Genomic DNA, 12113 nt, shown 5'->3' on the forward strand with positions numbered 1-12113 from the left:
TCCTTAAAAAATATATTATTAATCTAAACTTATCTGAACATCTACTCCAGCAGCTAGATCTAATCTCATTAAAGCATCTACAGTTTTTTCTGTAGGTTCTATAATATCTATTAATCTTTTATGAGTGCGAATTTCATATTGATCTCGTGCATCTTTATTTACATGTGGAGAAATTAAAACTGTAAATTTTTCTTTTTTTGTTGGTAAAGGTATAGGTCCATTTACTTGTGCACCTGTTCTTTTTGCAGTTTCTACAATTTCTGCAGTGGAATGATCTATTAACTTATGATCAAATGCTTTTAAACGTATTCTAATTCTTTGGTTCTGCATAATGTCAGAACTCCAATTATTGATTATAATAAAAACTAAAAATTTCTTTCTATAAAATATAGAAAGTATCTTAGAGATAAGTAATTTTATATTGAAATACTAAATATTCTAAAAATATTTATATTTTAATAATTTCTTTATAAATAATATTATAAAATAGATATTTTTACAAATTTATACTATATTATCTATTTTTATTATATAAATATTAATTTTAAAAATTAAAATTATCATAACAATCAAGAAAAGAAATTTTTCTTTCCTTGATTAAAAATTATATTAAAAACTTAATTTATAATATTATAACTTATATTTTAACTAATAATTTTAGATACTACTCCTGCTCCTACAGTTCTTCCACCTTCTCTAATAGCAAAACGTAATCCATCTTCCATTGCTACAGGATGTATTAAAGTAACTGTAATTTTTATATTATCTCCAGGCATAACCATTTCAATATTTTGTGGTAATTCAACTAAACCAGTTACATCTGTTGTTCTAAAATAAAATTGAGGACGATATCCTTTAAAAAATGGAGTATGTCTACCACCTTCTTCTTTTGATAAAACGTATACTTCAGACTCAAATTTAATATGAGGTAAAATACTTCCTGGTTTAGATAAAACTTGTCCTCGTTCAATATCTTCTCTTTTTGTACCTCTTAAAAGTACACCAATATTTTCTCCTGCACGTCCTTCATCTAATAATTTTCTAAACATTTCCACACCGGTACAAATAGTCTTTGTAGTAGGTTTAATTCCTACGATTTCTACTTCTTCACCTACTTTAATAATACCTCTTTCAACTCTTCCGGTTACTACTGTTCCTCTTCCAGAAATAGAAAAAACATCTTCAATAGGCAATAAAAACGGCTCATCTACTGCTCTTTTTGGTTCTGGTATATAAGAATCTAATAAATTTGCTAAATCAAGAATTTTAGATTCCCATTTAGAATCTCCTTCTAATGCTTTTAAAGCTGATCCTCGAATAATTGGAATCTCATCTCCTGGAAATTCATATTGTGTTAATAAATCTCTAACTTCCATTTCTACTAATTCTAATAATTCATCATCATCTACCATGTCACATTTATTTAAAAAAACAACGATATATGGAACCCCTACTTGTCTTCCCAATAAAATATGCTCTCTAGTTTGAGGCATTGGTCCGTCAGTAGCTGCGACTACTAATATTGCTCCATCCATTTGAGCTGCACCAGTAATCATATTTTTTATATAATCAGCATGTCCAGGACAATCTACATGAGCATAATGCCTGTTTTTAGTATCATATTCCACGTGTGATGTATTTATTGTAATACCTCTAGCTTTTTCTTCAGGAGCGTTATCAATTTGATCAAAAGCACGAGCTGAACCACCATATTTTTTAGATAAAACTGTAGTTATTGCAGCAGTTAAAGTAGTTTTACCATGATCTACATGACCAATAGTTCCAACATTAATATGAACTTTAGAACGTTCAAATTTTTCTTTTGACATAATTTAACCTTATAAAAATTAAAATTGATTTATCTTAATAATACAATATTATTTATTTTTTTTTTCAATGATTTTTTTTGAAATACTATATGGTGCTTCAATATATTTTAAAAATTCCATAGAATATGAAGCTCTACCTTGAGTTTGTGAACGTAAATCAGTAGCATATCCAAACATTTCAGAAAGAGGAACTAAAGATTTAATAATTTTTCTTAAATCTTGATCTGCCATACTTTCAATTGTTCCACGGCGTCGGTTTAAATCTCCAATAACATCTCCCATATATATCTCAGGCGTTTCTACTTCAACAGACATAATTGGTTCTAGTAAAATTGGTGAAGCTTTTTTAAAAGCATCTTTAAAAGCCATAGAAGCTGCTAATTTAAATGCAATTTCAGAAGAATCTACATCATGATACGAACCATCATGTAATACAATTCCAATATCTACCACTGGATATCCAGCTAAAGGACCAAATTTTAATTGTTCTTGAATACCTTTATTTACTGCAGAAATATATTCAGAAGGAATAATTCCTCCTTTAATTTTATTAATAAATTGATAACCTTCTTTTCCGGGTTTTAATGGAAAAATATCTATTACTACATGTCCATATTGACCTCTCCCACCAGATTGTTTGATATATTTTCCTTCAATGTTTTTTACTTCTATACCAATTGTTTCTCTATATGCTACTTGAGGAGTACCTATATTAGCATCAACATGAAATTCTCGTTTCATACGATCAATAATAATTTCTAAATGCAATTCACCCATACCAGAAACAATAGTTTGATTTGACTCTATATCTGTAGATACTTTAAAAGATGGATCTTCTTTAGCTAATCTGTTTAATGCAATACCCATTTTTTCTTGATCAACTTTAGTTTTTGGTTCAACTGCAATAGAAATAACCGGTTCTGGAAATTCCATTTTTTCTAATATAATCGGAAAATCTGGATTACATAAAGTATCTCCAGTACTTACGTCTTTTAAACCAATAGCTGCAGCTATATCTCCAGCATATACTTTTTTAATTTCTTCTCTTTTATTTGCATGCATTTGTACTATTCTACCTACACGCTCACGTTTATTCTTTATAGAATTTAAAATAGTATCACCAGAACTAATCATACCTGAATATACTCTAAAAAAAGTTAAATTCCCTACATATGGATCTGTAGAAATTTTAAAAGCTAAAGCTGAAAATGATTCTTTATCTTGATATTTTTGTAAATTATGTATATTATCACTAATATTTTTTTCATTTTTTATAATGCTAATATCTACTGGAGAGGGCAAATAATCAATTACAGCATCTAATAAAGCTTGAACACCTTTATTTTTAAAAGCTGATCCACATGTAACTAAAACAATTTCATTTCTTAAAGATTTTTTTCTTAAAACATTTTTAATTTCTTCTTCAGTAAATTTTTCTTCATTAAAATATTTTTCCATTAAATTCTCATCAGAATCAGCTACTAATTCAATAATTTTATGATTCCATTTAATAGATTCTTGTAACAACTCTTTAGGAATATCTTGATACGTAAAACTAACACCTTGATCTTGATCGTTCCAATAAATAGCTTTCATTTTAATTAAATCTATAACTCCAATAAAATTTTCTTCTGAACCTATAGATAATTGTATAGGTACTGGATTTGCACCTAAACGTTTTTTAATCTGCCGCACAACCTCTAAAAAATTCGCACCTAATCTATCCATTTTATTTACAAAAGCTAATCTAGGAACATTATATTTATTTGCTTGTCTCCAAACTGTTTCAGATTGCGGTTGTACTCCACCTACAGCACAATAAACCATAATAACTCCATCTAAAACTCTCATAGATCTTTCAACTTCAATTGTAAAATCTACATGTCCTGGAGTATCAATTATATTAATTCTATGTGATGAATATTGATTAGCCATACCTGACCAAAATGCTGTAGTAGCTGCTGAAGTAATAGTTATTCCTCTTTCTTGTTCTTGTTCCATCCAATCCATAGTGGCAGCACCATCATGTACTTCTCCAATTTTATGGTTCACACCTGTATAAAATAAAATTCTTTCAGTAGTTGTTGTTTTTCCTGCATCAATATGAGCACTAATTCCAATATTTCTATAATTTATAATAGGTGTTAGACGAGCCATTTTTATTGCCTTTAATTTAAAATTAAACTTACCATCTATAATGAGCAAAAGCTTTATTTGCTTCTGCTGTTTTATGCATGTCTTCTTTTTTTTTTACAGCATTTCCTTTATTAGAAATTGCATCTAATAATTCATTTAATAATCTAAGAGACATAGATTTATCTGATCTTTTACGTGCAGATTCAATAATCCATCTCATAGCTAAAGTATTTCTTCTAACTGGTCTCACTTCTATAGGTACTTGATATGTAGAACCTCCTACTCTTCTAGATTTTACTTCTACAATTGGACGCACTTGTTCTAATGCGTTTTCAAGTGCATCTAATGGTTTTTTTCCAGTTTTTTTAGATAACATTTTTAAAGCATTATAAATAATTACTTCAGAAATAGATTTTTTACCATCTATCATTAATATATTAATAAACTTACTTAATAATTCAGAAGAAAATTTTGGATCTGGTAAAATTTTTCTCGAACCAATAAATTTACGACGAGGCATATATTTTCCTTTAATATAATATTAAACATATTTAGATAAATAATTAATTTTTTTTCTTTTTAACACCATATTTAGATCGTGCATTCTTACGATCTTTAACACCCGCGCAATCTAAAGCTCCTCTAACAATATGATATCTTACTCCAGGAAGGTCCTTCACTCGACCACCTCTAATTAAAATTACAGAATGTTCTTGTAAATTATGACCTTCTCCACCTATATAAGCTGTTACCTCTAAACCATTTGTTAAACGCACTCGACATACTTTTCTTAAAGCTGAATTTGGTTTTTTTGGAGTAGTAGTATAAACTCTTAAACATACACCTCTTTTTTGCGGACATTTAGATAATGCAGGAACATTACTTTTAAATTTTTTTCTTATTCTAGGTTTACGTACTAATTGATTAATAGTCGTCATAATATAATCCTAACATTTAAAGTATTTAATAATATTTTTATGAAATAATGATAAATTATTTACCAAACAATCTGTTGTTTATGGATTTCAGTTAAATAAACAAAATCTATATATTGTATTGGAATAAATAAATTTGATATTTTAGAATCTACAATTCCTCTAGCTTCTAAATCATTTAATAAAACATAATTATTTCTAAAATGAAAATATTTAGTTTTTAAAAAATAATTATTTTTTAATGCTAATAAAACACCGTCTTGTAATAAAATTACAGCATCTTTTTTTGAAATTATTTTAGAAAATAACAAAAAATCAATTTTAAAAGGAGAATTAATTAAAGTATGTAACATATTTCTCCTTAAAAATTTATAATATGATCAAATGTATGCAATTTATTTTTAAAATTCATATCATCTAAAATATTTATCTTTAAGAAAAAGTTTTTTTTATGTAATAAACCTCTAGTTTTTAAAGTAGAAACATTACAATAAAATTTTTTTATTCCTAATATATTTAATATTTTAAATCTTTTAGTATAATTTAAAAAATAAATATTTTTTGAATATTGTTTTTTTATACAATTTAAAATACCATCTCCAATAAAAAAAACACCAATTTTATTAGTATATCCAGTTAAAGAAATCAATAAATCTAATCCTTCTTGACTAAAACTATTACCATAAGGAGAATAAGAAAAAATTACTGCTATATTTTTCATATTAATAATTCTTAAAATTTATTAAAACTGTATAATTCTGTCAGACTTTTGTATATCTCGAGATAAATTTTCTAAACTAGAAATTTTAAAATAAATATCTAAATTACCTTCTAAAATTTTTTGGTTACATGTTTCTTTTATACCAATAATACCACGTCTTAATGCTGCACTAAAACAAACATTTAATCTTATTTGATTTTGCAAACTAAACATACTCCATTTTTTTCTGGTATCAAATTCATTTTTTGCAGGTGATAAAAATTTATTTGCATTTAAAACTCCATCACAATAAAAAAACACACTTTTTATAACATGTATTTTTCTAGATACTAATGCTTTAGCAAAAAATAATGCACTAATAGAATTTTCTTTTCCATAAGCAGGACCTTTTACTATTAATGTATAAATCAAAAAAACTCCTAATAATTTTTTTATAAAAATTAAAATATGTGTATAAAATTATTTTTTTCAATTAATTTATTTTTAATAAAATGTATATGTAAAATATAATTTTTAAAAACTTAATAAAAATTTTTAAAAAATATATATATAAATATAAAATTTACTAAAAATTCTTTATATATTAAAATGAAAATATCATTTAAATAAAATAATAATTTTAAATTTATAAAATTATTTATTTATAAAAATAATTTAATTAATTATGATACATAAAAATCGTATTCAAATAACTTGTATTAGTTTTTTATCATATGCATTAATGGGTGCTTTAGTTACAATAACAGGATTAATCATACATAATTTATCCAATCATTTTAAAATACCTATTTCTCAAGCAAGTAATATATTTAATTTTTTAAATATAGGAATATTAATTTCTATATTTCTTAGTTCTTGGTCTATAGAAATATTTTCCTTAAAAAATCATTTTAATTTTGGATTTTCTTTGATTATTTTATCTAATTTAATTAATATATTTTCAAAAAATTCTATAATGTTTGCATATAGTATATTTATTTTTGGATTAGTAGGTGGAATGACATTATCTATTGGTACATTTTTAATTACATATTTATATGAAAATCAAGAAAGAACTAGAAAAATGCTGTTAACAGACTCATTTTTTAGCATATCAGGTATTTTATTTCCAATAATTTATACATTCATTCTATTTTATAAGATTCAATGGAATTATTTATATTGTATAATTAGTTTAATTTATATAATAATATTTATATTATCTCAGAGAGTAAATTTTATTCAATGTACTCCATCTTCAAATCAAAATTCTACAATAAATATAAAAAAATGTTTTAATATACAAACAATACTTTTATATATATCTGCTTTATTATATATTTTAGCTCAACTCAGCTTAATTTCTTGGATTCCTGAATATACTATTCAAAATATTCATATAAATATAAAAGAATCTAGTCATATGATTAGTAGCTTTTGGGCAAATTATATGATTGGCATGTGGTTTTTTAGTTATTTTTTAAAATTTTTTAATTTAAAAAAAATTATTATTTATTTATCTGGTTTATCTACCATAATAATATTTTTATTTCTTCAAAATAATCATTATTTATTACTATTATTTCTATTATCTTTATTGGGTTTTATTTCAAGTTCAATTTATAGTATGATTATTACACTTGCATCTATGCAAACTAAAAAACCGTCTGCAAAAATTATTAATTTTACCTTAGTTTTTGGAACAATAGGTACTTTCTTAACATTTATAATTACTTCTCCAATTATTCAAAATTATGGTATAAAATCATCCTTAATTCTATCTAACACATTATATTTAATTGTGTTTATAATATTTATTATATTTTATAATATTTCTAAAAAAAAAAAATATAAAAATTTATTAAAAATAAAATAAATATTAAAAAATTTAATTTAATAAAATATAAAATATTTATTAAAAATTAATTTTTTCTAAAAAACCTAAATTTTTATATACTTTATGTAAAGTTTTTTTTGCAATAATAGAAGCTTTTTTAGCTCCTTCATAAGCAATATTTATTAAAAAAGACTGATTTTTTCTATAAATAAAAAACTTTTTTTGAATTTTAATAAGATGTTTATTGATAACATCAAATACTTCTTTTTTTAATTCTAAGTAAGATTTACCTAAAAAATAATTTTCTAATTCAAATATAGATTTTTCACTTAAAGTAGATAAAATAATTAATAGATTTGATATACCTGGTTTATTTATCGTATCATAAAAAATTCTAGGAGGATTGTCTGAATCTGTCATAGAAGATCTAATTTTTTTAGAAATATTATTTAAATTATCTAATAAATATATTATATTTTTTTGATTTAAATCAGATTTAGACATTTTTTTGTTAGGTTCAAGTAACGACATAATTTTTGAACCTAACTCAAATATTAAAAGTTCTGGTAAGTTAAAAATATTTCCGTAATGAGAATTAAAACGTATAGCTAAATTTCGAGTTAACTCTATATGCTGTTTTTGATCTTGACCTACATGTACTTTATCTGTTTGATATAACAAAATATCTGCAGCCATTAATGTAGGATAATTTAATAAACCAGCATTAATTTTTTTTTTTATTTGTTCTGTTTTACTTTTAAATTGCGTCATTCTAGTCAATTCTTGATAATACGTATGACAATTTAATATCCAATTTAATTCTGCATGTTCATGTACTAAAGATTGTATAAAAATAATGCTCTTATTAGGATCAACTCCACACGCTAAATATAAAGCTAATGTATCTAATACAGATTTTTTTTGTAAAAAATTTTTTTTTGTTATAGAAGTTAATGAATGCAAATCTGCTATACAAAAAATACATTTATACTGATTTTGTATAACTTTCCAATGTTTTAGTACACTAATATAATTTCCTATCGTTAAATGCCCAGAAGGTTGAATAGCACTAAAAACTGTTATTTTTTTTTTTTTCATTAGTTTTAATATACTCAATTATAATCTTTAAACTACCGAAATATTTTTAAAATTCTTTATTTCATTTTTAATTTTTTTTATTATTATTTTAGAATCTATATTATTAAATATATATGATCCCATAACTAAAATATTTACTCCTGCTTGAAGTAAAGGCATAACATGCCTAAATTTAATTCCACCATCTACAGAAATATATATTTTTTTATCTTCTATTAAATTTATTTTTTTTTTAATTTCTAAAATTTTTTTAAATGTATTTAAAATAAATTTTTGTTTAGCAAAACCAGGATTAACAGACATTAATAAAATTAAATCTAATTTATCTATAACATTATCTATAACATTTACAGATAATGAAGGATTAATAGCCAATCCTACTTTACAACCATTTTCTTTAATAATATCTAACGTTCTATCTAAATGATATGTAGATTCAGGATGAATAGTAATAAAAGTCGCGCCTGCTTTAGCAAATAAAGGAATTAAATCATCTACTGGTTTAGCCATAATATGAACATCAATTGGCGCTGAAATTTGATATTTTCTTATTGATTCTAAAACTATCGGTCCAAAAGTTAAATTTGGCACGTAATGATTATCCATTACATCAAAATGAATCATATCTGCACCTGATTTTAAAACATTCATGATTTCTTTACCTAAAATAGCAAAATTTGCCGATAAAATAGAAGGCGATATAAATATTTTATTCATAATTTTAATAACCATATCAATAAATATTGTAAAAAATTTTAATAAAATTAAATTTAAATATTATTAATATTTTTTTAATGTTTTTTCAATCGCGGAAATAATTATTTTTTGACTAATATTATCATAAATTTTTACTATTCCAATATTAGATGGTAAAACTAATCTAATTTTACCTAAAATATTTTTTTTATCTTTTTTCATATATAAAATATAACTTAAAATAGGCATATTTTTTGGAGGAAGAACAGGTAAATTAAAAAATTTTAATAACAAAATAATTTTTTCAGAAATATTTTTTTTTAAAATACCTAATACTTGCGCTGTCTGTAATGCAAGTACAATACCTATTGAAACAGCTTCTCCATGTAATATATTATTATAATTCATATATGATTCAATAGCATGACCATAAGTATGACCTAAATTTAATAATGCTCGACAACTAGTTTCTTTTTCATCTAATGAAATAATTTTTGCTTTTAATTTACAACATTTATAAATACAATACAATAATGCATTTTTATCTAATTTTTTTAATTTACAGGAATTACTTTTAATCCAGTAAAAAAATTTTTTATCAAAAATAATAGCATATTTAATAACTTCTGAAAATCCAGATAAAAATTCTTTTTTTGGTAAACTAGATAAAAAAAATAAATCAATAAATACATACTTTGGTTGCCAAAAAGAACCAATCATATTCTTTCCTAAATTATGATTAACTCCTGTTTTCCCACCTACTGAAGCATCTACTTGAGATAATAAAGTAGTAGGAACTTGAATAAATTCGATTCCTCTTTGATAAATAGATGCTATAAAACCTGTTAAATCTCCTATTACACCTCCTCCAAATGCTATTAAAATAGTGTCTCTACCATAATCTTTATTTAAAAGTTGTGTAATAATATTATTAACTTCATGTAAAGATTTATAACTTTCACCATCAGATATATATATTATATCAACATAAATATTATTTTTTTTTAAATATTTATAAAAATGTTTAGTACATAAATTTAATAATGTATTATTAGTAATAATGATATATTTTTTTTTTTTTTTAAAATATCTTAATATACAATCTTGATTAAATAACTTATAACCAATAATAATTGGATAACTTTTTTCTTTTAAAACAACATTTATTTTTTTTAACATATTTTTCTCATTTATTAAATATTTATATTTTTAAATCTAAAGATTTAATTATATTTTGAACTATTTTTTGAGGACTATGATCATCAGCATTAATAATAATATCAGAAATACTTTTATAGAAATGATTACGTTCTTTAGCTAATTTTTCTAAAATAGATTGTATAGAATTTTTAGTTTTTAATAACGGTCTAGTATCGTTTTTTCTTGTTCTAATTAATTGTTTTTGAATAGTAATATTTAAATAAATTACTATCCCACGAGAAGATAAATATTTTCTACTTTTATCAGAAATAACAGAACCGCCTCCAGTTGCTAAAACAATTCCATCTTTTTTAGTTAATTCACAGATAATACGTGATTCTCTTTTTCTAAAACCTACTTCTCCTTCTACATCAAATACCCAATTTATATCTGCTCCAGTACGTTTCTCAATTTCTTGATCTGAATCATAAAACTTCATTTTTAATTTCTTTGCTAAATATTTTCCAATAGTGCTTTTTCCTGCACCCATAGGACCTATTAAAAATAAATTATTTTTTTTTTTCATATTTATTAATCTGTAAAATGAATAAGTGAATAACATTATAAAATTTATTATTTTAAAATTTAAAAATATATTTTAATTAAATTAAAAAAATTTATTAGATAAAAATTAATATTTAATATATTAAATCTTTTAAATTTAATATTTATAAATATATTTATGTTTTTCATAAATAATAAAATATAATAACTTAATTTTTTCATAAAATTCTTAACGTTTTTTTTTACTAAACGAATAAAATAAGATATACTAAAAAATAACGGTGAGGTGTCCGAGAGGATTAAGGAGCACGCCTGGAAAGCGTGTATACGAAAAATCGTATCAAGGGTTCGAATCCCTTTCTCACCAAAAAATGTTAATTTTTTAAAGTATTTTATTACAATTACAAAAATTATAATATAGATAACTCCAAAGCAATCTTAGTTGCGTCATATAAGCTTTGTTCACGATCTACAGTAGTCATTTTTTCTTGATTTAATATACAATCTGAAACAGTACATATTGATATAGATTTAATATTTAATTCAGAAGATAAACTATATAATCCAGAAGTTTCCATATCTAAAGCTAATATTTTAAAATTTTGCATTAAATCAAAAAATTTTTTATTTTTTCCATAAAAAGAATCGGTGGAAAAAATATTACCAAAATAACAAAAAATATTTCTTTTTTTAGAGATTACATACGATTGATATAACATTTTAAAATTTGATATTGCGGATAAATCATAATTATTAAAACGTATACGATTCATTGAAGAATCAGTAGACGCTCCAATTGCAATTATAATATCTTTCATTTTAATTTTTTTATTTATACTTCCACAAGTTCCTAAACGAATAATTTTCTTTACATTATATACTTCAACTAATTCTCTAACATAAATAGACATCGAAGGAATTCCAATACCATGACTCATAAGAGAAATTTTTTTTCCTTTATAATATCCTGTATAACCTAACATTAATCTTACATTATTGATTTTAATAGAATTATTTAAGAAATTTTCTGCTATATACTTAATTCTTAAAGGATCACCTGACATTATTACAACTTCAGAAAAATCTAATTTTTTTGAACTAATATGGGGTGTAATCATATTTTTTAATATCCTATATAAATTTATTAAATAAATAAAAATAAATTTAAAAACAAAAAA

Annotated in this window: 14 protein-coding genes and 1 tRNA gene; 2 read left to right on the plus strand and 13 right to left on the minus strand. The window is 23.2% G+C overall.

Going from position 1 to position 12113, the window contains the following annotated elements:
- Positions 1-18: 18 nt before the first annotated feature.
- The 8 genes from rpsJ to tusD all read right to left on the minus strand — a co-directional run bounded on the left by rpsJ (position 19) and on the right by tusD (position 6032).
- Positions 19-330, minus strand: coding sequence for a 30S ribosomal protein S10 (gene rpsJ, locus AB4W57_RS01970; protein WP_367677474.1), 312 nt, complete (start codon positions 328-330; stop codon positions 19-21).
- 314 nt (positions 331-644) lie between these two features.
- Positions 645-1829, minus strand: a complete 1185-nt coding sequence (gene tuf / locus AB4W57_RS01975) for an elongation factor Tu (RefSeq protein ID WP_367677475.1) — start codon at positions 1827-1829, stop codon at positions 645-647.
- Between the two features lie 48 nt (positions 1830-1877).
- Positions 1878-3986: an elongation factor G gene (gene fusA, locus AB4W57_RS01980; protein ID WP_367677476.1), complete on the minus strand. Its 2109-nt coding sequence runs from the start codon at positions 3984-3986 to the stop codon at positions 1878-1880.
- A 28-nt stretch (positions 3987-4014) separates the two neighbouring features.
- Positions 4015-4485, minus strand: coding sequence for a 30S ribosomal protein S7 (rpsG, locus tag AB4W57_RS01985; RefSeq protein ID WP_367677477.1), 471 nt, complete (start codon positions 4483-4485; stop codon positions 4015-4017).
- 43 nt (positions 4486-4528) lie between these two features.
- On the minus strand, positions 4529-4903 hold the full coding sequence (gene rpsL, locus AB4W57_RS01990; protein WP_367677478.1) for a 30S ribosomal protein S12: 375 nt from the start codon (positions 4901-4903) through the stop codon (positions 4529-4531).
- A gap of 59 nt (positions 4904-4962) precedes the next feature.
- Positions 4963-5253: a sulfurtransferase complex subunit TusB gene (gene tusB / locus AB4W57_RS01995; RefSeq protein ID WP_367677479.1), complete on the minus strand. Its 291-nt coding sequence runs from the start codon at positions 5251-5253 to the stop codon at positions 4963-4965.
- A gap of 8 nt (positions 5254-5261) precedes the next feature.
- Positions 5262-5621: a sulfurtransferase complex subunit TusC gene (tusC, locus tag AB4W57_RS02000; RefSeq protein WP_367677480.1), complete on the minus strand. Its 360-nt coding sequence runs from the start codon at positions 5619-5621 to the stop codon at positions 5262-5264.
- A gap of 21 nt (positions 5622-5642) precedes the next feature.
- Positions 5643-6032 (minus strand): sulfurtransferase complex subunit TusD, encoded by a 390-nt coding sequence (gene tusD, locus AB4W57_RS02005; protein WP_367677481.1) that lies wholly within the window; start codon positions 6030-6032, stop codon positions 5643-5645.
- Positions 6033-6285: 253 nt separating this feature from the next.
- Between tusD and tsgA the strand changes: the two genes are divergently transcribed.
- Complete coding sequence (tsgA, locus tag AB4W57_RS02010; RefSeq protein ID WP_367677482.1) at positions 6286-7476, plus strand: MFS transporter TsgA; 1191 nt, start codon at positions 6286-6288, stop codon at positions 7474-7476.
- Between the two features lie 39 nt (positions 7477-7515).
- Here tsgA and trpS read toward each other — a convergent pair whose 3' ends face one another.
- From trpS to aroK, 4 genes are all read right to left on the minus strand, one after another.
- Entirely contained in the window at positions 7516-8535 is a 1020-nt protein-coding gene (trpS, locus tag AB4W57_RS02015; RefSeq protein WP_367677483.1) for a tryptophan--tRNA ligase, read from the minus strand.
- Positions 8536-8562: 27 nt separating this feature from the next.
- A complete protein-coding gene (gene rpe, locus AB4W57_RS02020) occupies positions 8563-9252 on the minus strand; it encodes a ribulose-phosphate 3-epimerase (RefSeq protein ID WP_367677484.1) in 690 nt (229 codons plus the stop codon).
- Positions 9253-9315: 63 nt separating this feature from the next.
- On the minus strand, positions 9316-10410 hold the full coding sequence (gene aroB / locus AB4W57_RS02025) for a 3-dehydroquinate synthase (protein ID WP_367677485.1): 1095 nt from the start codon (positions 10408-10410) through the stop codon (positions 9316-9318).
- A 22-nt stretch (positions 10411-10432) separates the two neighbouring features.
- On the minus strand, positions 10433-10957 hold the full coding sequence (gene aroK, locus AB4W57_RS02030; protein WP_367677486.1) for a shikimate kinase AroK: 525 nt from the start codon (positions 10955-10957) through the stop codon (positions 10433-10435).
- 258 nt (positions 10958-11215) lie between these two features.
- On the opposite strand from aroK, the gene AB4W57_RS02035 reads away from it, so the two are divergent.
- A tRNA-Ser gene (locus tag AB4W57_RS02035) sits at positions 11216-11302 on the plus strand.
- A gap of 43 nt (positions 11303-11345) precedes the next feature.
- Here the strand turns inward: AB4W57_RS02035 and deoD are convergent.
- Positions 11346-12053, minus strand: a complete 708-nt coding sequence (gene deoD, locus AB4W57_RS02040; protein WP_367677487.1) for a purine-nucleoside phosphorylase — start codon at positions 12051-12053, stop codon at positions 11346-11348.
- Between the last annotated feature and the right edge of the window lie 60 nt (positions 12054-12113).

Origin of the sequence: Buchnera aphidicola (Chaitophorus populicola) (genome assembly GCF_964058995.1) — a bacterium.
Classification (GTDB): Bacteria; Pseudomonadota; Gammaproteobacteria; order Enterobacterales; family Enterobacteriaceae; genus Buchnera_J; species Buchnera_J aphidicola_BO.

What these genes read in the sequence shown, in the direction of transcription:
- rpsG (WP_367677477.1), bottom strand. Translation starts at nt 4,485, where the DNA reads ATGCCTCGTCGTAAATTTATTGGTTCGAGAAAAATTTTACCAGATCCA.
- fusA (WP_367677476.1), bottom strand. Translation starts at nt 3,986, where the DNA reads ATGGCTCGTCTAACACCTATTATAAATTATAGAAATATTGGAATTAGT.
- aroB (WP_367677485.1), bottom strand. Translation starts at nt 10,410, where the DNA reads ATGTTAAAAAAAATAAATGTTGTTTTAAAAGAAAAAAGTTATCCAATT.
- aroK (WP_367677486.1), bottom strand. Translation starts at nt 10,957, where the DNA reads ATGAAAAAAAAAAATAATTTATTTTTAATAGGTCCTATGGGTGCAGGA.
- rpsL (WP_367677478.1), bottom strand. Translation starts at nt 4,903, where the DNA reads ATGACGACTATTAATCAATTAGTACGTAAACCTAGAATAAGAAAAAAA.
- tuf (WP_367677475.1), bottom strand. Translation starts at nt 1,829, where the DNA reads ATGTCAAAAGAAAAATTTGAACGTTCTAAAGTTCATATTAATGTTGGA.
- rpsJ (WP_367677474.1), bottom strand. Translation starts at nt 330, where the DNA reads ATGCAGAACCAAAGAATTAGAATACGTTTAAAAGCATTTGATCATAAG.
- deoD (WP_367677487.1), bottom strand. Translation starts at nt 12,053, where the DNA reads ATGATTACACCCCATATTAGTTCAAAAAAATTAGATTTTTCTGAAGTT.
- tsgA (WP_367677482.1), top strand. Translation starts at nt 6,286, where the DNA reads ATGATACATAAAAATCGTATTCAAATAACTTGTATTAGTTTTTTATCA.
- tusB (WP_367677479.1), bottom strand. Translation starts at nt 5,253, where the DNA reads ATGTTACATACTTTAATTAATTCTCCTTTTAAAATTGATTTTTTGTTA.
- rpe (WP_367677484.1), bottom strand. Translation starts at nt 9,252, where the DNA reads ATGAATAAAATATTTATATCGCCTTCTATTTTATCGGCAAATTTTGCT.
- trpS (WP_367677483.1), bottom strand. Translation starts at nt 8,535, where the DNA reads ATGAAAAAAAAAAAAATAACAGTTTTTAGTGCTATTCAACCTTCTGGG.
- tusC (WP_367677480.1), bottom strand. Translation starts at nt 5,621, where the DNA reads ATGAAAAATATAGCAGTAATTTTTTCTTATTCTCCTTATGGTAATAGT.